We start from the raw sequence: 23,748 nt of genomic DNA, 5'->3' as shown, positions 1-23,748 counted from the left end.
GGGCAATCAAACAGCGGAGGTTTGAATGGTGGCGGTTCCTTCCTGATGAAGGGGGCCGTCCCAACCCTCGCTGTACTTTGGCAGCGCATCGTCGATATCGAGTACCCGGTAGGCATAGAAAATGTGCAGCGTGGGCTTGTGTTTCGCAGGTAGATCGCCACCATGCGCGTGAGCGATCGAACTGGTGCGGATCACCGCCATATCCAGCCGGTTGCTGCCGTACAGCGTCTGCCCGCAGCTGATGCAGTAGTGCCGCCGCATCTGCAAGTGAGGATGCTGATAGGTGCTCAGCAGGTCAGCGCCTTTGACGACACTCACCGCTTCGCTGGGCCAGGCATTGGCGGACAACACGGGCAGTCCGTAGAACTGCTGGCATGCGCGGCAATGACAGTAGGCGCGAGCAGCAGGTGCGCCTTCCACGCGTATGCTGATCTGGCCACAATCACAATGAATATCGAAGGTTTGCGTGTTCTGCACCGGGAATTCCTTTCAGTGATTTACCAATCAATGCTGCCGCGGATTACCGTCTGCACCTGACCGCCGGCCCAGACGTCGCCGTGCTCGTCGATGCGTAGTTCCAGCAAAGCATCGTGGCCGACTTCGCGGCCCTGGCTGGCGGTGTAGCGCTTGTCGCTGCCGGGCAGGGCGTTACGCTCGTCCAGCCATGCAGCCAGCACCGCATTGGCGGCGCCGGAGGCGGCATCTTCAAAGCGGCGGCCATTGCCGACGAAAGCTCGCACCACCAATTGGTAGCCGTCGCCAGCGGCGCGCGCGTAGGCGAATACGCCCATCGCGCCAGTGTCTTCTGCGAGCTTGGCGATCGCATCCCAATCCGGGCTCAGCGCACGCAGGGCGGCTTCACTGGCTACTTCGACAAGCCACCAGCGGCGGCCACCATCCATCAAGGCAGGTGGCAGGCTGCCAAGCGGCCAGTCGGCGATGGCCGGCTGCAGGCGTGGATCGTCTGCAGTGACGATCTCGGCCACCGAAGCGCGCGGGGTGCGAATGGCGATAGTGCGGATGCCGCGGTGCTCGCTGATCTGCAGCGGCAGCTGGCCGGCGATGCCGTCCTGTACCAACTGCCCGTCAATCGCCGCCGCTAGGCCGCTTTCAAGCACTGCATGCGCACTGCCGACACTGGGGTGGCCGGCGAATGGCACCTCTTTCTGCGGGGCGAACATGCGAATGCCGTAGCTGGTGCCGGGCTTGGTCGGGGCGAAGATGAAGGTGGTTTCGGGCAGGCGGGTCCAGCGGGCGATGGCCTGCATGGCGGCATCGTCCAGGCCATCGGCATCGAGGACCACGGCCAATGGGTTGCCGGTGCCGGGGCGGGGGGCGAAGACATCGAGTTGCAGGAAGCGGCGGGTGGTCATGGGAGAGTCCGGATGCTGTGAGGCTGTTGCTGTTGCTGTTGCTGCGGCTTTTGCTGTTGCTGCGGCTGTTGCCGTTGCTTTGGCAGTTGGCTTTGGCTTTGGCTTTGGCTTTATCCCCTCTCCCGCAAGCGGGAGAAGGGAACAGCCGGCATGGCTTGCGCTGTCACCACTCAATCTGTCCAGCAATAACCTGCTGCACCTCACCACCAATCCAGATATTGGATTCCGCATCCACTTCGACCCGCACCTCGCCATTGCGACCGAGCTCGCGACCCTGGCTGGCCAGGTATTGCTGGAAGGGTTTGATCCGCCCCTGCGCAAGCAACTGCGCGGCGACCAGTGCATTGGCACTGCCGGTTACCGGGTCTTCGTTGACACCCACGCCTGGAGCGAAGGCGCGCACCACGTACTGGTAGCCCACATCCGGCCGATCTGCAGGCGCATACACCGCCAGCTTGCCGCGGCCCGGCATGGCGGCAATTGCCGCCAGCTCCGGCTTGTAGCGGCGCAGGGCGGCCTCGCTGCCGGCTTCCAGCAACCACCAGTCCGGGCCGTTGTTCCAAAGTTCCGGGCTGTGGTCTGGTTTGGCCAGCGCTGCCAGCCCTTCGGGCAATGCTGGCAAGTCGATCTCGCGACGCTCAGCCTGCGGGCTGCGCACATGGATCTGACGGAACCAGCGACCGCCCTGTACCCGCACTGGCAGCAGACCGGCTTTGCATTGCTGGATCAGCTGGCCGTTGTCGTCCGGCGTGGCCAGGCCGAGCTCCACTGCGGCCCAGGCTGCGCCCACGCTGGGGTGCCCGGCGAAGGGCAACTCACCCTTGGGGGTGAAAATACGGATGTGGTAACTGGCACCTTCATCCGGCGGCAGGAAGAAAATGGTCTCGGACAGGTTCAGCCAGGCGGCGATGGCCTGCAGAGCGGCGTCATCCAGCCCCTCGCTGTCGACGATGACACCCAACGGGTTGCCGGTGCCGGGGCGGGCGGCGAACACATCCAACTGCAGATAGCGGCGAACAGACATTACGAATCGGTTCCGAGCGACGGCTGGGCAGCTTACCAGTGCACCTGTCCGGCGATAACCGGCTGCACCTGTCCACCGATCCAGACCGTGCCTTGCGCGTCGATTGAAATGTGTACGCGGCCATCGCGCCCGACTTCACGGCCCTGGCTGACCACGTAGCTGCCATCTGCTCCCGGCAATTGCCCGCGCTGCTGCAACCACGCGGCGATCAGCGCGTTGGCGCTGCCGGTGACTGGATCCTCGGGCACGTCGGCGGCGTCGGCCGGGCAGAATGCCCGGGTCACCAGAGCGTGGTCGGTACCGGCTTCGGCAGCGAATACCGCGACGCCAGTCGCGCCGGTGGCATTGCTCCAGTCGCGGATTGCGGGCATGTCTGGAACCAGTGCGCGCACGCTGGCGGCATCGCGGGCCGGTAGCAGCCACCAGCGAGGGCCGTTGTCCCAGAGCTCGGGGACGCAGCCGGGGACGAGCAATGCCTGCAATTGTTCAGGTACAGCACCCGGCGCGGTTGGATGCTGTTTGGCCGGTGGGCTGGCCAACAAAATGGTGGGAGCGTCTTCCGGTCCGCTTACCTGCACCGGCAGCAGACCGGCAGCGCATTGCTGCACCAGCCGGCCATCTTGTGGTGGCGCCAGCCCTGAGGTGACCGCCGCCCAGGCCGCGCCGACGCTGGGATGGCCGGCAAAGGGGAGTTCGCCGCTTGGGGTGAAGATGCGGATGCGGTAGCTGGCGCCCTCGTCCGGTGGCAGGAAGAAGATGGTCTCGGACAGGTTCAGCCAGGCCGCGAGGGCCTGCATGGTGGCGGTGTCCAACCCCTCGCTGTCGAGGATGACGCCTAGCGGGTTGCCGCTGCCGGGGCGGGCGGCGAAGACGTCCAGTTGCAGGTAGCGACGTGGGGGCATGGGTTTTGGGGTGGAGCAGGGCAGGTCAGCTTAGGCATGACCATGCGGAATGTCGCCATTCCCAATCGCCAATCCGTCCCCCATTCACCCAAAGATGACCCGGATCGTTGCAAATGCTACTTTCTCCATCCCGGGAGGAGAGGCCGGGCGGCGATGGTATCGCTGGTAACTCAGCCGTCCCGGCACAGCGGCCTTGGCATAGAATCGGGGGTTCCGCCCGCATTGCCGGGTCTTTCTCCCACTAGTGAATCCTCAAAGCCAATGTCTGCTTCCCCAATTGCTGATCGCTGGATCGTCCTGAAGTTCGGTGGCACCTCGGTGTCGCGTCGTCATCGCTGGAACACGATCGGTCAGTTGGCGAAAAAACGTGCGGACGAGACTGGCGGCAGGGTGCTGGTGGTGGTGTCGGCCTTGTCCGGCGTCACCAATGAATTGACCGCGATTGCCGATGGCGCCGCCGACAGCCGCGAGCGCGTAGCCGCGCTGGTCACCCGCCACAATGAATTCCTCGCCGAGCTGGAGCTGGGCAGCGAAGTGCTGGCTGAACGCCTGGCCGCGCTGCAGGCGCTGCTGGACGATCCGCGCGCGGCCAGCCGTCCGCTGGACTGGCAGGCCGAAGTACTGGGCCAGGGCGAACTGCTGTCCTCCAGCGTCGGTGCCGCCTACCTGCGCAGCACCGGCCTCGATTTTGGCTGGATGGACGCGCGCGAATGGCTGAACGCCCTGCCGCCAGCACCCAACCAGACCGAGTGGTCGCAGCGGCTGTCGGTGAACTGCCAGTGGCAGGGTGGCGGCGACTTCAAGCAGCGCTTCTCCGCGCAGCCCACCCGCATGCTGATCAGCCAGGGCTTCATCGCCCGTCACGGCGACGGTGGCACCGCCATCCTCGGCCGCGGTGGCTCGGATACCTCGGCCGCCTATTTCGGCGCGCTGCTCGGCGCCAGCCGCGTTGAGATCTGGACCGACGTGCCGGGCATGTTCAGCGCCAACCCCAAGGACGTGCCCGACGCGCGCCTGCTGACCCGCCTGGACTATTACGAAGCACAGGAAATCGCGACGACTGGCGCCAAGGTGCTGCACCCGCGCTCGATCAAGCCTTGCCGCGATGCCGGCGTGCCGATGGCCATCCTCGATACCGAGCGCCCGCACATGCCGGGTACCAGCATCGACGGTGCCGCCGAGCCGGTGCCGGGCGTCAAGGCGATCAGTCGCCGTAACGGCATTGTGCTGATCTCGATGGAAGGCATCGGCATGTGGCAGCAGGTCGGCTTCCTGTCCGACGTGTTCAACCTGTTCAAGAAGCATGGCCTGTCGGTGGACCTGATCGGTTCGGCCGAAACCAACGTCACCGTGTCGCTGGACCCGTCCGAAAACCTGGTCAATACCGATGTGTTGGCGGCGCTGTCGGCCGACCTGTCGCAGATCTGCAAGGTCAAGGTGATCGTGCCGTGTGCGGCGATCACCCTGGTCGGCCGTGGCATGCGCTCGCTGCTGTACAAGCTCTCCGACGTGTGGGCCACGTTCGGCAAGGAGCGCGTGCACATGATTTCGCAGTCCTCCAATGACTTGAACCTGACCTTCGTGATCGACGAGGCAGATGCGGATGGGCTGCTGCCTATCCTGCACGCCGAGCTGATCGACAGCGGCGCGATGCCGGTTTACGAAGAGCAGGTATTCGGCCCGCGTTGGCGCGAAATCATCGGCAGCATCCGTCCGCGGCAGACGCCGTGGTGGCAGGCCCCGTCCAAGCAGAAGAAGCTGCTGGAGCTGGCCGCTCAGGGTACGCCGGCCTATATCTACGATCTGGACAAGGTGCGCGAGCGCGCCCGCCAGTTGAAGGCGATCCCGGCGATCGATCGCCGTTTCTACGCGATCAAGGCCAACTCGCATCCGGAAATCCTGCGCACCCTCGCGGCTGAAGGTTTCGGTCTGGAATGCGTATCGCAGGGCGAAGTGGAGCTGGTGTTCGCCTCGGTGCCGGGCATCACCCCGGAGCGGGTGCTGTTCACCCCGAGCTTCGCGCCGATCACTGAGTATCAAGCGGTGCTGGCGCTGGGCGTCAATGTCACCGTCGATAGCGTCGAGCTGCTGAAGCATTGGCCGGAAGTGTTCCGCGGCCGCTCCTTGTGGCTGCGTATCGACCTGGGTCACGGCGATGGTCACCACAAGAAGGTGAACACCGGCGGCAAGGATTCCAAGTTCGGCCTGTCCGCGCTGCGCGTGGATGAGTTCATCGCCACCGCGCGTGCGCTGGATATCCGCATCACCGGTGTGCACGCGCACCTGGGCAGCGGCATCGAGAACAGCGGCCACTGGAAGCAGATGGTCGATGAAATGGCCGGTTTCGCGCGCCGCATCGGCAGCGTCGAAATTCTCGATATCGGCGGTGGCTTGCCGGTGCCGTACAGCGATGACGACGAGCCCTTCGATCTGGACGCCTGGGCCGCTGGCCTGGCCGACATCAAGGCGGTGCACCCGGCCTTCCAGCTGGCGATCGAGCCGGGCCGCTTCATGGTGGCCGAATCCGGCGTGCTGCTGACCCATGCCACCCAGGTGGTGGAGAAGGACGGCGTGCGTCGCGTAGGCCTGGATGCCGGCATGAACGCCTTGCTGCGCCCGGCGCTGTACGACGCCTGGCATGACATCGCCAACCTGTCGCGCCTCGACGCCGAGCGCGATGTTGATTTCAGCGTGGTCGGCCCGATCTGCGAATCCAGCGATGTGTTCGCCGAGCGGGTGAAGCTGCCTGCGGCAACCGCACCGGGCGATGTGATGGTCATTGCCGATGCTGGTGCCTATGGTTTCAGTATGGCCAGTACCTATAACCAACGCGCCTTGCCGCGCGAGGACGTCATTGATGCGTGATGACGTTCCTACTCCGCACAACCCTTTTTCGTCCCGCCGCGCCAAAGCGCGAAAACGGTTCGTTTGATTTCCGGATACGCCATGACAGCTTTTGATAAAGACCAGGTTTCCCGTTTCCGCTTCGTCCGCTGCGATTTCGCCGCGGACACCGGTGTGGCGCGGCTGGTATACGCCTTCGACGACGGTCCGGAGTTGACCGAGACCGTCACCGTGCCGGGCGCGCCGTTCCAGCTGGACGACGAACGCGCGGCCGCGGTGCAACGCGCCCTGCAGCTGCTGCACCTGATTGCAGGTGTCAGCTACTACAAGGCAGCGGTGCCGGCGCAGGTAAGCATCGACAGCTATGCCATCGACGCGGCCACCGCCGAGTTGGTGGAAACGGTGTACTTCAACGGTCTGGGCGAATTCGCCTACCGCAACGGCTTGAACCTGCGCGACCGGTTCAAGCTCCCCGCTAATCTCCCCTCTCCCGCAAGCGGGGCGAGTCGAGCTGATGGCGAACCACTGGTTCGCAGCTCAACGAGCGCCCTTGCGTCAGCGCAAGGGCCGGGGCGCGGAGCGGGGGCTGGGGGTGAGGGCAGCTTCGCTCCAAATCTCAATCTGGCCCACCACGCACTCGTAGCCATAGGCGGCGGCAAAGACTCCCTGGTCAGCATCGAAGCCCTGCGCAACGCCGGCGTTGCCGAAACCGTCACCTGGATCGGCGGCTCGCAGCTGATCCGTGCCTGCGCCGAGCGTACCGGCCTGCCGACCCTCAACATCGGCCGCACGCTGGCACCGGAGTTGTTTGAGCTCAACCGCCAGGGCGCGTGGAACGGCCATATCCCGGTCACCGCGGTGAACTCGGCGATCATGGTGCTGGCTGCGGTGGTGCAGGGCGTCGATCAAGTCGTGTTCTCCAACGAGCGCTCGGCCAGCTACGGCAGTCAGATCGCCGGTACCGGTGAAGTGAACCACCAGTGGTCCAAGGGCTGGGCGTTCGAGAAGGCGTTCGGCGAATACGTGCAGCAGTACATTGCCGCCGACCTGAACTACTACTCGTTGCTGCGTCCGCTGTCGGAGCTGGCGGTTGCCCGTCAGTTCGCCAAGACCGATTTCTACGACGCGCATTTCTCCAGCTGCAACCGCAACTTCCACATCCTCGGCGAGCGTCCGGTGAACCGTTGGTGCGGCGTCTGCCCGAAGTGCCACTTCGTGTTCCTGGCGCTGGCCCCGTTCATGCCGAAGATCCGTCTCGTGCGCATCTTCGGTCGCAACCTGCTGGACGATATGGAACAGGCTGGCGGCTATGACGCGCTGCTGGAATTTCAGGACCACAAACCGTTCGAATGCGTGGGCGAGGGCAAGGAGTCGCGCGCTGCAATGGCGACCTTGGCATCGCGTCCGGATTGGAAGGAGGACGTGCTGGTCAAGCGCTTCGCCAACCTGATCCAGCCGACCCTGTCGGCAGACGAACTGCAGATTGAACCGCTGCTGGTATTTGATGGCAAGCACCGCATCCCGGCAGCACTGTGGGAGCGTCTGCGTGCGAATTTCGCAGCTTGAAGGCAAACGCGTCGCGCTGTGGGGTTGGGGGCGTGAGGGCCGCGCGGCCTATCACGCGCTGCGTGATCGGGAATGGGGAATCGTCAGTGGTGATTCGCAGGAGCTGTTTCCTGCGCGTTTGACGGTGCTTTGTTCTGCTGCTGAAGCAGAGGAAATTCTGGCGCTTGGCGATGCGCACCTGCGTGTTGATACCGAGCTCAGCGGTGAGCTGCTGGCTTCGTTCGACGTAGTGATCAAGTCGCCGGGCATCAGTCCGTACAAGCCCGAGGCGCAGCATGCATTGGCCCAGGGCACGCAGTTCATTGGCGGCACCTCCCTGTGGTTCAGCGAGCACGCCGATGCCGATGGCGCGCTGCCGAACACGGTCTGCGTGACCGGCACCAAGGGCAAGAGCACCACCACCTCGCTGCTGGCGCATCTGCTGCGCGCGGCCGGGCATCGCACCGGTTTGATCGGCAATATCGGTCTGCCGCTGTTGGAGGCATTGGACCCGCAGCCTGCACCGGACTACTGGGCGGTCGAACTGTCCAGCTACCAGACCGGCGAAGTCGCCCGTAGTGGCACACGGCCGGATGTCGCCATCGTGTTGAACATCTTTCCGGAACACCTGGATTGGCATGGCAGCGAGCAGCGTTACATCGACGACAAGCTGTCGCTGGTGACTGGTGGCCATCCGCGCGTCGCCGTACTCAATGCAGCAGACGAGCATCTGCGCGCGCTGCAGCTGCCGCATAGCCAGATCATCTGGTTCAACCAGCCTGAAGGCTGGCATATGGTTGGTGAAGTCGTGCATCGCGGTACGCAGGCTGTGTTCGATACCTCGAACACACCGCTGCCGGGTCGCCATAATCGCGGCAATCTGTGTGCGGTGTTGGCTGCCTTGGAAGCGTTGGGGCTGGATGCAGTGGCCTTGGCGCCTGCGGTGCAGAGTTTCCGGCCCTTGCCGAATCGCCTGCAGTTGCTCGGCGAACGTGATGGCTTGCGCTGGGTGAACGACTCGATCAGCACCACGCCGCATGCATCGCTTGCGGCATTGGATTGTTTTGCTGGGCAGCGCATTGCCTTGCTGGTCGGCGGACATGATCGCGGCGTGGATTGGCAGGATTTCGCCGAGCACATGCGCGACAACGCGCCGGTCGAGATCGTGACCATGGGCAACAACGGTCCACGCATCAATACGCTGCTCGCCCCGCTCGCCGAGGCTGGCGGCTTTGGCCTGCACGCCGCGACCGATCTGCCGCATGCGGTGGAACTGGCGCGTGCCGCGCTGGGTGAGCAGGGTGGGGTAGTGCTGTTGTCGCCGGGCGCGCCAAGCTTTGGTGCCTACAAGGATTATGTTGCGCGTGGTCGGCACTTCGCTGAACTGGCCGGGTTTGATCCGGACAGCATCAGCGCGATTCCGGGTATCGGCATCCTCTAAGGCATTGGCCGAGGCCGCAATGGCGCTGACTGTCAGTCGGCGCCACCAAGTGCATTATTGGGATGTAATCAACCGGCAGCGGTTGGTATCAGTAGATCATTCTTCTTGCTCGGTGAAGGCATAATCGCCGTCGATCAGCTGCTGCAGGTAGGCGTCGAAGCTGGGTGCGATCACCGCATAGCTGTCCGGGTCATGCAGGTAGCGCACGACCTGGCCGCTGACGCCTCCGTCAGCAGGATCGAAATCCAAGTACAGCATCGACGTGCCGCCATTGTTCACGCAGTGCGAGAAGCACAGACGCTTGCTCATTGGTACGTCGGCATCGATGCCGGCGCCGAGAATCTCCGGCTCATCGTCCAGCCAGTCTTCGTAGATGGAACGGATGCTGTCGTCCCATTGCGCACTGTCCTCGAAGATCTGCTGCACCGACCGCAGGTAGTAGGGATAGCGGCCGTCGCCGACGTCGGAGCCAAGCATCAGCACATTGACCTGACCCTGCGGGTAGGTCCGATAGTGGCTGCCATCCACGTGTCCCAGCAGTTCCAGCAGGCTTGCTGGCACGTGTGGCCATTGCAGCTGCAGACGCTGGAGATCCGCGTGGCTGGCACCTTCAATCAACGACCATGACGGGGCATCGTCTGCCGGCAGGCGCGGTGCAAGGCCGGAAAGGAAGGTATCGACAAGGCTCATATGCAGATGGATGCGTGGGGGATGCATATCCAAGCACACCTGCGTAACGCCGCCAATGCACAATGCGCCTCGGGAGGCACGTTATGGATGTGATTCCCTCCGACCTCTTCTCAGGAGCGCAGGCATGAACAAGTGGCGATGGGCTGCAGTGACGATGTTGGGACTGGCGGCGACGCCTGCATGGGCTGCAATGAAGACGCAGCCGCTGGAGTGGCAGCACGACGGCACCACCTTCAGTGGCGTGCTGGTCTACGACGATGACGGCGATGCGCGCCGACCTGGCGTGGTGATGGTGCCGAACTGGCGCGGCGTCAATGCCTCGGCGATTGCCAAGGCCGAGCAGATTGCCGGCGATGACTATGTGGTGCTGGTTGCCGATGTCTACGGCAAGAACGTGCGTCCCAAGGACAATGATGCGGCCGCTGCTGCTTCCAAGCCCTTGCGTGAGGACAGGAGCCTGTTACGCGCCCGCGCAGCTGCGGCGCTGGATGCCTTGAAGGCGCAGGCGGGCAAAGTGCCGCTGGACACCCGGCACATCGCCGCTGTGGGCTTCTGCTTCGGTGGCACCACCGTGCTGGAAATGGCCCGCGCCGGCATGCCTTTGGCGGGTGTGGTGAGCCTGCACGGTGGCTTGTCGACCCTAACCCCAGCGGTGGCCGGAAGTGGGCGAGTGCCGATTCTGGTGCTCAACGGCGCAGCTGATCGCGGCGTCACTGCCGAGGACATCGCCAACTTCGGCACTGAAATGGACACCGCCAAGGCCGACTGGCAGTTCGTCAATTTCAGCGGCGCGGTGCATTGCTTCGCCGAGTCCGACGCCAACAGCCCACCGGGTTGCCTCTACGACCCACGCGCCGCCAAGCGCGCCTGGAAGATGATGGACAACTTCCTGGAAGAGCGTCTGGGCGACTAGCATTCGGTAGTGCCGAGCCATGCTCGGCAGAGGCCTCACCAGCAATGCCAACGGTGTAGTGCCGAGCCATGCTCGGCAGGGGCTTCACCAGCAATGCATTGAGTTGTGGAGGCGGTACAAGCCTCAAAGCTGCAGCCAGACCAGAAGCGGTGAAGCTACCCCTCCCCAACCCTCCCCTTGCCTGCGGCAAAGGGAGGGAGCGTAATGCCGAGCCATGCTCGGCAGGGGCTTCACAAGCTATGCATTGAGTTGTGGAAGCGGCATAAGCCTCAACGCCGCAGCCAGACCAGAAGCGGTGAAGCTACCCCTCCCCAACCCTCCACTTGCCTGCGGCAAAGGGAGGGAGCGTAGTGTCGAGCCATGCTCGGCAGTGGCCTTACCAGCAATCCATCAGGTTTGTGGGAGCGGCATAAGCCGCGAAGCTGACCATCTGTCAGATCGCGGCAACTGCTGTCCGCACGGGATGCGGCAATGGTGGTCCTTGTTCGGCGGGGCCGGGAACAACTGTGGCTTCGCGGCTCACGCCGCTCCTACAAAAGAGCGTGACTCCGCGCTGCCGCGATCGCTCCGCTGATCGCAGCCCGCGCCTGCGGGCTGTTACGCCAGCAACTGCTGCCCAGCATGGCCGAGGCCTGGCTGACGACATCGCCGGCTTCGGCTTCGGCCAGCTGTGCCAGGGAATGAAACCCCATCTGCTCCAGCCGGGCCACCACGGTGGCACCCACGCCTTTCACCGCCAACAGCACGGCGCGTTCGTCCTCGTTGAACTGCTGCAGGTTGCTCATCGCAATCAGTGGCTGCGTTCGATGGCGTAACGGGCCAGACCGCGCAGGGCGGCCACGGCTTCGGTTTCCGGCAGGCCGTCCAAGGCCTGTTCGGCCGCGTTGGCATATTCAACGGCACGCTTGCGGCTGTATTCCAGACCGCCAGTGGCATGGATGGCTGCCAATACTTCCGGCATGGCGCTGGCATCGCCGTCCTGCACGATCTCGCGCAGGCGATTACGGACCACCTCGTCCGAATGCGCCATCGCATGTATCAGCGGCAGGGTGGCCTTGCCTTCGGCCAGATCGTCGCCCAGGTTCTTGCCCAGCTCGTCGGCATTGGCCGAGTAATCCAGCACATCGTCGGCGATCTGGAAGGCATAGCCCAGGTGCATGCCGTAGTCGTAGAGCTTCTGTTGCACGACTTCGTCGGCACCGGTAGCCAGCGCGCCCAGGCGGGTGCCGGCGGCGAACAGCACTGCGGTCTTGCGCTCGATCACCCGCAGGTAGGCGGCTTCGTCGGTGTCCGGGTTATGCACGTGCAGCAGCTGCAGCACTTCGCCTTCGGCGATGCGGTTGGTGGTGTCGGCCAGGATCTGCATCACCGCCATGCGCTCCAGCTCGACCATCAGCTGGAAGCTGCGCGAGTACAGGAAGTCACCGACCAGTACGCTGGGGGCATTGCCCCACAAAGCATTGGCGGTGCTGCGGCCACGGCGCAGGTCGGATTCGTCGACCACATCGTCGTGCAGCAGGGTGGAGGTGTGGATGAACTCGATGATCGCCGCCAACTGGTGGTGCTCGGGGCCAGCGCCGCCGACCGCATGGCCGGCCAACATCACCAGCATCGGCCGCAGGCGCTTGCCGCCGGCAGAAACGATGTGGTCGGCGATCTGGTTGATCAGCACCACGTCCGAGGACAGGCGGCGACGGATCAGGGCATCGACGGCAGCCATGTCCGCTGCGGCAAGGGTCTGGATGGCAGGCAGGCCCAGCGCGGGGCGGATATGTTCAGCGATGCTCATAGGAAGACTTCAGGGGGTACCGGGGGATTATAGGCGGAGTCGGCCGGGGCGGCCCGTCGTGGCCAAAAACCGAACAAAACCGGGCCTTTGCACAGTGAATACGTATGCAAGCAACACCGCCGGCAAAGCGCCGACGCTAAGCTGGCCGGCATACATTTCGCGGCCCTGAAACAGGGGCTCTGAAGCCCGTAGGGGGGCGTTCGATGTCCAAGACTCCATGGTGGCGCGGTGCCGTCATCTACCAGATTTACCCGCGCAGCTATCTGGACACCAATGGTGACGGCGTCGGCGACCTGCCGGGCATCATCGATCGGCTGGATTATGTAGCCTCGCTCGGCGTGGACGCGATCTGGGTGTCGCCGTTCTTCAAGTCGCCAATGGCTGATTTTGGCTACGACATTGCTGATTACCGGGATGTGGATCCGCTGTTCGGCAACCTCGCTGATTTCGACCGCTTGCTGGCCAAGGCGCATGCGCTGGGCCTGAAGGTGATGATCGACCAGGTGTTCAGCCATACCTCGGTGGACCATGCCTGGTTCAAGGAAAGCCGGGAGAGCCGCGACAATCCCAAGGCCGATTGGTACGTGTGGGCCGATGCGCGCGATGACGGCAGCCCGCCGAACAATTGGCTGTCGATCTTTGGTGGCGTGGCCTGGCAGTGGGAGCCGCGGCGTCGGCAGTATTTCCTGCACAACTTCCTGGCCTCGCAGCCGGACCTGGATTTCCATAATCCGGCGGTGCAGCAGGCAACCCTGGATTACGTGAAGTTTTGGCTCGACCGTGGCGTGGATGGCTTCCGTCTGGATTCGATCAACTTCTGTTTCCATGACGCGCAGCTGCGTGACAACCCGCCCAAGCCGGAGAGCGAGCGTATTGGCCGCGGTTTCAGCCCGGACAATCCGTATGCGTTCCAGTACCACTACTACAACAACACCCGGCCGGAGAACATTGGTTTCCTCGAGCGCCTACGTGCCTTGCTGGACCAGTACCCGCAGGCGGTGACGCTGGGCGAAATCTCGTCGGAGGATTCGCTGGCTACCACCGCCGAGTACACCGCGCCAGGCCGCCTGCACATGGGTTACAGCTTCGAGCTGTTGGTGGACGATTACAGTGCTAGCTACATCCGCAGTACCGTCGAGCGCTTGGAAGAAACAATGCGTGATGGCTGGCCGTGCTGGGCAGTATCCAACCATGACGTGCAGCGTGCAGTGACACGTTGGGGTGGGCATCCGGCCAAGCCGTCGTTGGCGAAGATGCTGGCGGCGTTGGTGTGCTCGCTGCGTGGTTCGGTGTGCATCTATCAGGGTGAAGAGCTGGGTCTTGGTGAAGCAGACGTGCCGTTCGAGGCGCTGCAGGATCCGTATGGAATCACCTTCTGGCCGAATTTCAAGGGCCGTGATGGCTGCCGCACGCCGATGCCGTGGACTGATGGCGCATTGGCTGGGTTTACCACTGGCAAGCCATGGTTGCCGATTCCCGTCGAGCACCAGGCTTTGTCGGTGCAGGCGCAGGAAGTAGATAGCGATTCGGTGCTGCATGCTTTCCGCAGCTTCCTGAGCTGGCGTAAGGCGCATCCGGCCTTGGTCGAGGGTTCGATTCGCTTCCTTGATAGTGCTGAGCCGGTGCTGCTGTTCGAGCGCCAGTCTGGCGATGAGACCTTGTTGTTGGCCTTCAATCTATCGGGCGAGGCCGTGCGGCATGCGTTGCCGGCGGGTGAGTGGCAGGCCTTGGCGCTGCCGGGCCCGGTGGCGGGTGCTGTAGAGGCCGGCGAACTGGTATTGCCTGGACACGCGGTGTATTGCGCGCGTCGTAGCTGATTTTTGTTGTTCTCTCTTTTGTGCGGGCGGAGATAGCATCTCCGCCTTTTTTTGGTTTTTGGTTTTTGGTTATTGCTTTTGCTTTTGGCTTTGGCCTTGGCTCTGGTTTCGGCTTGGGCTTGGGCTTCGGTTTTGGCTCTGGTTCTGACTTAAGCCCCTCTCCCGCCTGCGGGAGAGGGGTTGGGGTGAGGGCGCTTCTAAAAGCAGGCCAAAGCCAAAGCCAGAGCCAGAGCCAGAGCCAGAGCTAGAGCTAGAGCTAGAGCCAGAGCTAGAGCTAGAGCTAGAGCTAGAGCCAGAGCTCCCCCCATCCGCCCTACGGGCACCTTCCCCCGCAGGCGGGAGAAGGGAAAGCTAAGAGCCAAAAAAGCAAAAAAAGCCAAAAGCCAAAAGCCAAAAGCTAGAGCGATTCCCGCCTGCGCGGGAATGACGGCGTGACTTCAACAACAACAGCAGAAATAGCAGCAACAGCCACAGCAGCCACAGAAATTCGGCCAATGCTTTGGCTGTAACAAGCTTCAGAAAATTCCTTTTGGACTACGGAAAGCGCGGGGCCATTTCACAACGTAAAAGGCCCGCTGCAAAGCAGCGGGCCTTCAATACGCTCTCAACCAGAATCGATCAGAACTTGTAGTTCACACCCACCTGGTAGGTACGGCCCCATTCCACGGTTTCCAGCGGCCTATCCTTGGTTCCGGCATAGGTTTCGTACTTGGAGTTGGTCAGGTTGCTGGCCTGCAGGAACAGACTCAGGCCCTTGAACATCGTGCCGTCGCCGAAGCTGTAGCCAAGTTGCGCGTCCAATACGTTCTCGCCCTTGACGTAACGCAGGGTACGAGCACCGTTGAAGTTGCCGATTTCACCGATGAAATCCGAACGCTTGCGCTGGTTCAAGCGCACTTCAAAGCCGTCGTTTTCGTAGTAGGCCGTGAAGTTGTAAACGCGCTTGGAAAGGCCGGGGAGCATGATCGGGTCGCTGCCCACGCTGGAAACGGTTGCCGGATCCGGTGGAATGGTGATGTTGCTGTCATTGAAGCCAGCGCTTGCGACCACACCAAAACCGCGCAGTGCGTCGGCGAACAGGTCCAGCGGCAGTGATGCGGTCAGTTCCAGGCCACGCAGGCTGCCACCCTTGCCGTTGAACGGTGCGGTGTAGGTGCCGGTCTTGTCGACAACGATGCCCGGCGGCAGGCTGACACCATTGGCCAGCAGCCATGCGTCCACCTGGTCGGTGAAGTCGTAGCCATCACGCTTTTCCGTGAAGACGTATGTCTTCAGGTCCTTGTAGAAGAACGCTGCGGCAACATACGCCTTGTTGCCGAAGTACTTCTCCCACGACAGGTCAACTGCGTTGGCCACCCATGGATCCAGATTGGGGTTGCCGCCGCTTGCGCCGGGTATGCCATTGTTGGTGTCAACGCCGAACTCCATCGACGCGCGCATCTCGTCAACACGAGGACGGGCAACCTGGCGTGCCAGGGCGAAGCGCACGGTGTTCTCGGCCGGCAGTTCGAAAGCCAGGTTCAAGCTTGGCAGGAAGTCGAGGTATTTCTTGCCTTCTTTGATCGGGATCACCTGGCTGCCAACCGCCTGCGAGCCGTCCCAGTAGTTGGAGTTTGACGACTGGTCAACGTGCTGGGCCTGGATGCCGACGTTGCCGCGCACCGGAACTGAGCCGATATGCGTGCTGATGTTGGCGCGCAGGAAGGTGGTGATGATTTCTTCGTCCACCGTCCACTGCTTTGGTATCAGATAGCTCTCGGTGGTGGTTGGCTTGAACACCATGTAGCGGCTAACCGCAGTGGGCACATTCCAGGCAGGGATATAGCCAGCGCCGGCAAAGCCCAGGTTGACCGGCTTGTACTGAAGGTCGGCGGCGATGCTGGTGATGCCTTGCGCGCCCAGGTTGATGTTGCCTTCGGCCTGGGTCTTGTTCTTGCTGCGATCAGCGTAGTTCACGCCGACGTCGAAATCAGAGAACCAGTTGAAGCCTTCCGGCACCGGGATGGTAGCAGCCAGCTTGAAGCCCTTCAGTTCGTCGTCGACGTGCGGGGTTTTTCCATAACCCGAGCCGTAGATGGTGTTGGTCAGGTAGAGCTTGCTGGAGTCGGAGTAATCGCGACCCGGGGTGAGCCGTGGGAAGCCGCCGCCACCGAAGTTCAGGGTCACTGAGTCGAGCGCAGGTGCAGGCAGTAGCTGCAGGTTGCTCTCCAGATTCAGTTCGTCGCGCTCGGCCTTGGACCAGCTGACGTCGGCGACCACACGTACATCGCCGAAGTTGAATTCGTTGTTCCAGCCGATGGCCTTGATGCTGTCCTCACGATTGTTGTACATGCCGCGGACCAGCGGATAGACGTTGTGGGCCACGCCGCTTTCAAAGCTACCGTTGCTGCCCACCACCACATTGGTCAGGTTCAGTGGGTCGTAGCCACCGTTGTAGCCGCCCAGGTGGACTTCGATCTGGTTGGCGGTGTCGTACTCCTTGGCCTTGGTGTAGAACGCATCCAATGTGCTGGTCCAGCTGTTGTTCGGCCGGAACTGCAGCGTGGCCATTACGCCGTCGCGCTTTGCGTTACCGGTGCGGCGCAATGCTTTGATGCCGTCGGAGTAGTAGGTGCCGCCTGGGACACCCGGGCGCCAGCCATCGCCGCCAAGTTTCTGCCATGGCTCATACAGGCCTACCTGATTCTCCTGTTTGGACATCTCCGAATGGGAGAAGCCAATGGCCAGGCCAATGGTGTTGTCGGCGAACTTGTCGACATAGCTGAAATTGGCGCGGCTGCCGTACGGGTCCTCGCCAGCAGCTTCGCCGAGGGAATTCTTCTGGTAGCGACCACTTAGCGCGATGATACGTTCGTTGTAGCTGAGCGGGCGTACGGTCTGTAGATCCAGGGTACCGGACAGGCCTTGGCCGATCAGGCCGGAATCGGGCGTCTTGTAGACGGTAACGCCGCTGATCAGTTCGGAGGGGTATTGGTCGAACTCGACGCTGCGGTTGTCGCCGGTGCTGACTACTTCGCGACCATTGAGCAGGGTGGTGGCGAAGTCGGGTGACAGGCCGCGCACGCTGATGACCTGGGCGCGGCCGGCGACGCGCTGGGCGGCCAGGCCGGGCAGGCGGGCAATGGATTCGGCGATGCTGACATCTGGCAGCTTACCGATGTCTTCGGCTGAGATGGCTTCAACGATCGAGGTCGAGTCACGCTTGACCGAAATCGCGCTCTCGATGCCGCGGCGGATGCCGGTGACGGTGACGGTGTCCAGATCGACAGCTTCAGCCTTGGCTTTTGCTTTGGCGTCGTCGTCCACGGTCTGTGCGTGCACGCCGGTGGCAGTCAATGTGATGGCTGAGGCCAGTGCAACGCTCAGCAGATTGCGCTTGGTGTTCAACATACTCCCCTCTCCCAGGTGATGTCGGTTGGTTGTTTTTTGTGCTCCCCCGTTTTTTTGTGGGGGATGCGCCGCTGTTTTTTTCGATGCTTGCGGTTGACTCGCATGGTAATCAGCAGGCAACCCCGTGGCGCTGGGCTGCATACGTATTCAATGGGGGTTTGCGCTGGCACATAGGTCTGAAAACGCTTTCTGTGGGAGTTTTGCCGTTGTGCCTTCATTCCCGCGTACCTGGGAATGAAGGCAGCAGAGCAAAGCCCAAAGCCTCAGCCCTCACTCCATCGGCACAAACCGCACAGCCGCGCCCCCGCCAGCCCCTAACTGCAGCTTGATCCGGTCGCCACTACCCACCACCCGCGTCTCACGGACAAACGCAAACGGTGCAGTTTCCCAATTGGCACCCTCACCATCACGGTAGATCTCCGCGCGGTAACGCTTGCCGGGGGGCAGGAATGACAAGTCCACATCCAGCGCCTGCGGCCTTTCGCTGCCAACGCTGCCGACAAACCATTCCTCACTGCCACGTGCCTTGCGCGCAAACGTTACGTATTGGCCGACCTCGCCATTCAGTACGTGGCTTTCCTCCCAATCCACCGCTACGTCCTTGATGAACTGGAAGGCGTCCGGGTGCTGGGCGTAATGCTCCGGCAGGTCGGCCACCATCTGCACCGGGCTGTACAGCACCACGTACAGGGCCAGCTGCTTGGCCAGGGTGCTGCGCAGGGCCAGGCCGTTGCGGCCCTTCAGGCTGACGATGCCGGGGGTGTAATCCATCGGCCCGCCCAACATGCGGGTGAACACCAAGGTGGCTTCATGGCCAGGCGGGTTGGGCGGGTTGCCCCAGGCGTTGAATTCCATGCCACGTGCGCCTTCGCGTGATACCCAGTTCGGGTAGGTGCGGCGCAGGCCGGTGTCCTTGATCGGCTCGTGCGAGTTGATCGCGATGTGTTTGGCGGCGGCCTGCTTCAGCACGCGCAGGTTGTGGTTGCTCATCCACTGGCCTTCGTGCCATTCGCGGGTGATCGGGCCATCGACCTGGTCCTGGCGGTGGATGTCACCTGCATCGCAGACATAGCCGGTCTTGACCACATCCACGCCGTTGCGCGCATACAGGTCCAGCGCGGCCGGTAGCTGGCGTTCGTAGTGGCTGACCGCGCAGGCGGTTTCGTGGTGGCCGATCAGGTGTACACCCTTGCCGGCGGCATAGCTGGCAAGGCCAGGCAGGTCGAAATCCGGGGTGGCGCGGGTGAAGTCAAATGCCTCGCCGTTGGCGAACCAGTCGCCGTCCCAGCCGATGTTCCAGCCTTCCACCAGCACGCCACGGAAGCCATTGGCGGCGGCGAAGTCGATGTAGCGACGGGTGTTCTCGGTGGTGGCGCCGTGCTTGGGGCCGGTTGCCCAGGTTTCGGTTTCCAGATGCAGTGACCACCAAACGCCGGCATATTTGGCCGGTTTGAACCAGCTCACATCGCCGATGGCGTTGGGCTCGTTGAGGTTGAGGATCAGGCTGGATTCGGCCAGATCGCCGGCCTTCTCACCGATGGTGATGGTGCGCCATGGGGTGTTGAAGGGCAGGGCGCGCACTACCGGCGCACCGCCGCTCGATGGGGTCAGCGTCGCGCGCAGTATGTCGCCATCACCACGGGCCAGGTTCATGCCGGCGTAGTCCACCAGTGCTGCCTCGTGGATGGAAATGTGCAGGCCGTTGTCGCTGCGCAGGGTCAGCGGGGTCTGCGCGGTGCCAACTTCTTTCAGCGGGGTCTGGTGGTACAGGTATTCCTCGCGGTTCCACTCGAAGGCGGGAATCCACCAGGCAGTCGCCGGGCGCGCCAGCGCGAACTCGGTCAGCTCGGCATGGATCTGCGCCTGTTTCATGCCGGACTGCTGCGGGAACTCGTAACGGAAGCCGATGCCGTCGTCGTAGACGCGGAACACCACGTCAAAGCGGCGCTCGTAGTTGCGGCCGGCGCTGGGTTTCTCGGTGAAGTTGGCGCGCAGCTCGTTGTAATGATTGCGGGTGAGACGACGCTCGCCCCAGGGCTGCTCCCAGGTTTCATCGAAGCTGCGCTGCGACTGCCCGGTAAGGGCGACATTGCGCTCCAGACGGCCATCGCCAAGCAGCATGCCCAGCCGCGACGGCGCGATCACCGCCTCGCCATTGCGTTCCACCCGATACGAGGGGCGGCCTTCGTGCTGGGATTCGACGATCACCACGAGCTGCTTATCGGGTGAGGTGACGCGCGCCAGATCGGCGGCGTGGGCAGGCAGGCAGCTGATCAGCAGCAGTGCGAAGGCGGCTTTCAGCGACAGGCGGGCAGGGGTGGGGCGTGTATCGGCCATGCGGGTCTCAACTCCGGGTTCTGGTCGGCGCGCCGTCCATCGGGGTTGGCACGAGGCGCCACTATTCCCCGCTGGGGGCCGTTATGGGCGCAATGCCGCATTGAATACGTATGCAACAGCGGTGCGGATCACAGGTGCGCCCTCTACCATGGCTGCAGCGCATCCGCGCCCAACATCGCATCCGTGATTCCCGGAGGGGGGAAGCGCTTGATGAATAGCAAACCGCAGCTGTCGTTCTGGCAGATCTGGAACATGTGTTTTGGCTTCCTGGGTATCCAGTTCGGCTTCGCGCTGCAGAACGCCAATGCCAGCCGTATTTTTGAAACGCTGGGCGCGCCGATGGACGCCGTGCCGGGGTTGTGGATCGCCGCGCCGCTGACCGGTCTGCTGGTGCAGCCTGTGATCGGCTATCTGTCCGACCGTACCTGGACACGCTGGGGCCGCCGCCGCCCGTACTTCATGATCGGCGCGGTGCTGACCACGCTTGCCCTGCTGGTCATGCCCAACTCGCCGACCCTGTGGATCGCCGCCGGCACGCTGTGGGTGCTGGATGCCTCGATCAACATATCGATGGAGCCGTTCCGTGCCTTTGTCGGTGATCAGTTATCGCCGAAGCAGCGCCCGGCCGGCTTCTCGATGCAGAGTTTCTTCATCGGCGTGGGCGCGGTGGTGGCCAGCTTCCTGCCCTTCATCCTCGCCCACTTCGGTGTGGCCAATACGGCGGGTGCAGGCGAAGTGCCGGATACCGTGCGCTATGCCTTCTACTTCGGCGCGGCGGTATTGTTGCTGGCAATGAGCTGGACGGTGTTCAGCACACGCGAATACTCACCGGCCGAGCTGGTCAGCTTTGATGATGCAGAGCCGGCGGCAATGCATGCCGTACAGCGTGCTGCTGGCTTGCCGCAGTGGGGTCAGATCGGCGTGTGGCTGGGCTTGGGCGTGTTGCTGGCAGCGCTGATCGCCTGGCGCCAAGGCGACCGCATGCTCTACGTGTTGGCCGGCCTGTGCGCTGCCTACGGTTTGCTGTTGGGGATAGCGCGGGTGCTGCCGGGCACGCACATGTTGGCTACCATCGTCGATGACCTGCGCAGTATGCCGGGCACGATGCGGCGCTTGGCATGGGTGCAGTTCTTCTCGTGGTTCGCGCTGTTTGCGATGTGGATATACACCACCGCAGCGGTGGCGGGCACGCACTTCGGCTCCACCGATACGCAGTCGGCCGCGTACAACGAAGGCGCAAACTGGGTTGGCGTGCTGTTCGGTGCTTACAACGGTTTCGCGGCCGTGGCGGCGCTGATCATCCCGCTGATGGTGCGCGCGATTGGTCTGCGCTGGAGCCATCTGATCAACCTGTGGTTGGGCGGGCTGGGTCTGATCTCGTTGATGCTGATCAAGGACCCGCAGTGGTTGCTGTTGTCGATGGTCGGCGTCGGCTTCGCCTGGGCCTCGATCCTGTCGCTGCCTTACGCGCTGCTGTCGGACAGCGTGCCGGCAGCGAAGATGGGCGTGTACATGGGTATTTTCAATTTCTTCATCGTGATCCCGCAGTTGATTGCGGCCAGTGCCTTGGGCTTTGCGCTGCGTAACTGGCTTGGTGGCGATCCCATCCACGTGCTGGTGCTGGGTGGATGCAGTCTGTTCGTAGCCGGCTTGTGCGTGCTGCGGGTTCCGTCGCAACAGGAGGTGGTGTGATGCGTAGTCGTTTGGCAGCAGCGGTTGGTCTGGCAGTGGCGGCCGGTTCGGTCTTGGCCGGCAATCGGCCGGATTACATCGGCACCACCGAGCCATTCGCCAGTGATGCGGTGTACTTCGTGGTCACCGACCGCTTCGTCAACGGCGATACCAGCAACGACCATCGAGACCAAGGCGGCGAGCACCCCACCTTCGATATCCCGGTGCCGTGCCCGGACAAGATCGACGGCAACATTGGCTACCTCGGCGGTGACTTCAAGGGCGTGCTGGACAACGCCGACTACATCCGCCAGCTCGGCTTTGGCGCGGTGTGGATCACGCCGATCATCGATAACCCCGATCAGGCCTTCACCGGCAGCAAGCCGATCAGCTGCACCAGCACGCTGACTGACCGCGGCAAGACCGGTTACCACGGCTACTGGGGAATCAACTTCTACAAGCTGGACGAGCATCTACCGAGTGCCGATCTGGATTTCGCCGGCCTGACCAAGGGTCTGCACGATGCCAAGCTGAAAGTGGTGCTGGATATCGTCGGCAACCACGGCTCGCCGGCCTGGACCATGCCTAAGCGGCAGCCGCAGTTCGGGCAGATCTTCGACAAGGACGGCAAGCTGATCGCCGATCACCAGAATCTGCCGCCGGACAAGCTCGATCCCGAGCACAATCCGCTGCATGCGTTCTACAACAACATCGGCCCGGTCGATGGCAGCAAGGGTTCGATTTTCGACGGCAACCTGGCCGAGCTGTCGGATTTCAACGAGCACAATCCGGCGGTGATGGACTATCTGGTTGGCGCCTACCTGCAATGGACCGCGCAGGGTGTGGATGCCTTGCGCATCGATACCATCGGCTGGCTGCCGCATCCGTGGTGGCATGAATTTGTAAACCGCATCCGCGCCGAGCACCCGGGCATGTTCATGTTCGGCGAAGCCTTCGACTACGACGCGGCCAAGATTGCCGAACACACCTGGCCGGCGAACGCCAACGTCAGCGTGCTGGATTTCCCGCTGCGTGGTGCGCTGTCGTCGGTATTCGGCAAGGAACAGAAGGGCTTCGAAACGCTGGCCGAACCGCTGCATCTGAGCGGCGGGCCGTATGCCAATCCGTATGCGTTGATGAGCTTCTACGACAACCACGACATGGCGCGACTGGATGCGAGCGATGCCGGTTTCATCGACGCGCATAACTGGCTGTTCACCGCGCGTGGCATTCCGGTGCTCTATTACGGCTCGGAAACTGGCTTCATGCGTGGTCGCGCCGAGCATGCGGGCAATCGCGCCTACTTTGGCCAACAACGCGTGGATGCCGCAGGGCAGAGCCCAATCTTCGCACCGCTGCAGCGCATCGCAAGGCTGCGTGAGGCCACGCCTGCATTGCAGCGCGGTTTGCAGGTGAACGAACGACTGCAGGGCGATGAGGCGGTGTTCTACCGCGTGCTGCAGCATGGCGATATCGCGCAGACCGTGTTGGTGCTGCTGAACAAGGGTGATGCTGCGCGCTCGTTCGAGGTGAGTCGATATCTGCAGGCCGGGCAGTGGCGCGATGTGTTGGATGGCGGTTCTTTGAAGGTGAAGAGTTCGCTGAAGACCGAAGTGCCGGCGCATGGCGTCAAGGTGTTCGTGCTGGAAGGGCAGGTGATGCAGCCGGAGCTGCAGGCGCAGTTGGATGCTGCAATGGCGGATCAGATGGCGCGGGATAGTCGGTTAGCGAAGTAATGCTTGCTTAAGCCCCTCTCCCGCTTGCGGGAGAGGGGTTGGGGTGAGGGCAGCTTTGGCCTGGCAATCAAACACCGCGCCAAAAGCACCCCTCCCCAACCCTCCCCTTTGCTGCGCAAAAGGGAGGGGGCGGATCGCGCCGTGCGCAAGGCTTTGCCTGTCTCCCTCCCTTTGCCGCAGGCAAGGGGAGGGCCGGGGAGGGGTAGCTCTCGCTTCCGCCCCAGCTCCTGCCACTGCGACTCCACAAGCCCCACCCGCTACAATCCGCCCCCAGGC

The 23,748-nt window shown here is 62.9% G+C and carries 16 protein-coding genes; 7 read left to right on the top strand and 9 right to left on the bottom strand.

Features of this window, described 5'->3' with window-relative positions; genetic code table 11:
* Positions 1-6: 6 nt before the first annotated feature.
* The 4 genes from ACVOMB_RS02870 to ACVOMB_RS02855 all read right to left on the bottom strand — a co-directional run bounded on the left by ACVOMB_RS02870 (position 7) and on the right by ACVOMB_RS02855 (position 3,299).
* Entirely contained in the window at positions 7-477 is a 471-nt protein-coding gene (locus tag ACVOMB_RS02870; protein WP_481529782.1) for a GFA family protein, read from the bottom strand.
* A gap of 20 nt (positions 478-497) precedes the next feature.
* Positions 498-1,373 (bottom strand): PhzF family phenazine biosynthesis protein, encoded by an 876-nt coding sequence (locus ACVOMB_RS02865; RefSeq protein WP_481529781.1) that lies wholly within the window; start codon positions 1,371-1,373, stop codon positions 498-500.
* Positions 1,374-1,536: 163 nt separating this feature from the next.
* Positions 1,537-2,397 (bottom strand): PhzF family phenazine biosynthesis protein, encoded by an 861-nt coding sequence (locus ACVOMB_RS02860; protein WP_481529780.1) that lies wholly within the window; start codon positions 2,395-2,397, stop codon positions 1,537-1,539.
* Positions 2,398-2,429: 32 nt separating this feature from the next.
* On the bottom strand, positions 2,430-3,299 hold the full coding sequence (locus ACVOMB_RS02855) for a PhzF family phenazine biosynthesis protein (protein ID WP_481529779.1): 870 nt from the start codon (positions 3,297-3,299) through the stop codon (positions 2,430-2,432).
* 261 nt (positions 3,300-3,560) lie between these two features.
* Between ACVOMB_RS02855 and ACVOMB_RS02850 the strand changes: the two genes are divergently transcribed.
* The 3 genes from ACVOMB_RS02850 to murD all read left to right on the top strand — a co-directional run bounded on the left by ACVOMB_RS02850 (position 3,561) and on the right by murD (position 9,129).
* Complete coding sequence (locus ACVOMB_RS02850) at positions 3,561-6,164, top strand: bifunctional aspartate kinase/diaminopimelate decarboxylase (protein WP_481529778.1); 2,604 nt, start codon at positions 3,561-3,563, stop codon at positions 6,162-6,164.
* Between the two features lie 81 nt (positions 6,165-6,245).
* Entirely contained in the window at positions 6,246-7,709 is a 1,464-nt protein-coding gene (gene murL, locus ACVOMB_RS02845; RefSeq protein ID WP_481529777.1) for a UDP-N-acetyl-alpha-D-muramoyl-L-alanyl-L-glutamate epimerase, read from the top strand.
* Positions 7,690-9,129: a UDP-N-acetylmuramoyl-L-alanine--D-glutamate ligase gene (murD, locus tag ACVOMB_RS02840; RefSeq protein ID WP_481529776.1), complete on the top strand. Its 1,440-nt coding sequence runs from the start codon at positions 7,690-7,692 to the stop codon at positions 9,127-9,129. Before murL ends, murD begins: the two co-directional genes overlap by 20 nt.
* Before the next feature lie 96 nt (positions 9,130-9,225).
* Here murD and ACVOMB_RS02835 read toward each other — a convergent pair whose 3' ends face one another.
* Positions 9,226-9,819, bottom strand: a complete 594-nt coding sequence (locus tag ACVOMB_RS02835) for an SMI1/KNR4 family protein (RefSeq protein WP_481529832.1) — start codon at positions 9,817-9,819, stop codon at positions 9,226-9,228.
* A gap of 124 nt (positions 9,820-9,943) precedes the next feature.
* On the opposite strand from ACVOMB_RS02835, the gene ACVOMB_RS02830 reads away from it, so the two are divergent.
* Complete coding sequence (locus tag ACVOMB_RS02830; protein WP_481529775.1) at positions 9,944-10,732, top strand: dienelactone hydrolase family protein; 789 nt, start codon at positions 9,944-9,946, stop codon at positions 10,730-10,732.
* Positions 10,733-11,262: 530 nt separating this feature from the next.
* Here ACVOMB_RS02830 and ACVOMB_RS02825 read toward each other — a convergent pair.
* Both ACVOMB_RS02825 and ACVOMB_RS02820 read right to left on the bottom strand, forming a co-directional pair.
* Positions 11,263-11,517, bottom strand: a complete 255-nt coding sequence (locus tag ACVOMB_RS02825; RefSeq protein WP_481529774.1) for a helix-hairpin-helix domain-containing protein — start codon at positions 11,515-11,517, stop codon at positions 11,263-11,265.
* Between the two features lie 5 nt (positions 11,518-11,522).
* Positions 11,523-12,521, bottom strand: coding sequence for a polyprenyl synthetase family protein (locus tag ACVOMB_RS02820; RefSeq protein WP_481529773.1), 999 nt, complete (start codon positions 12,519-12,521; stop codon positions 11,523-11,525).
* Positions 12,522-12,724: 203 nt separating this feature from the next.
* Here ACVOMB_RS02820 and ACVOMB_RS02815 point away from each other — a divergent pair, with 203 nt between their 5' ends.
* On the top strand, positions 12,725-14,338 hold the full coding sequence (locus ACVOMB_RS02815; protein WP_481529772.1) for an alpha-glucosidase: 1,614 nt from the start codon (positions 12,725-12,727) through the stop codon (positions 14,336-14,338).
* A 618-nt stretch (positions 14,339-14,956) separates the two neighbouring features.
* On the opposite strand, the gene ACVOMB_RS02810 is transcribed toward ACVOMB_RS02815, so the two are convergent.
* Together ACVOMB_RS02810 and ACVOMB_RS02805 are read right to left on the bottom strand one after the other, a co-directional pair.
* A complete protein-coding gene (locus ACVOMB_RS02810) occupies positions 14,957-17,728 on the bottom strand; it encodes a TonB-dependent receptor (RefSeq protein ID WP_481529771.1) in 2,772 nt (923 codons plus the stop codon).
* A 270-nt stretch (positions 17,729-17,998) separates the two neighbouring features.
* Entirely contained in the window at positions 17,999-20,065 is a 2,067-nt protein-coding gene (locus ACVOMB_RS02805; RefSeq protein WP_481529770.1) for a glycoside hydrolase family 97 protein, read from the bottom strand.
* A 210-nt stretch (positions 20,066-20,275) separates the two neighbouring features.
* Here ACVOMB_RS02805 and ACVOMB_RS02800 point away from each other — a divergent pair, with 210 nt between their 5' ends.
* Positions 20,276-21,757: an MFS transporter gene (locus tag ACVOMB_RS02800; RefSeq protein ID WP_481529769.1), complete on the top strand. Its 1,482-nt coding sequence runs from the start codon at positions 20,276-20,278 to the stop codon at positions 21,755-21,757.
* Positions 21,757-23,472, top strand: a complete 1,716-nt coding sequence (locus ACVOMB_RS02795) for an alpha-amylase family glycosyl hydrolase (protein ID WP_481529768.1) — start codon at positions 21,757-21,759, stop codon at positions 23,470-23,472. The genes ACVOMB_RS02800 and ACVOMB_RS02795 overlap by 1 nt, the downstream gene beginning before the upstream one ends.
* The last annotated feature ends 276 nt before the right edge of the window (positions 23,473-23,748 follow it).

This window comes from Stenotrophomonas sp. STEN018 (assembly GCF_056760235.1).
This window is presented reverse-complemented; position numbering and strand designations above follow the sequence as displayed.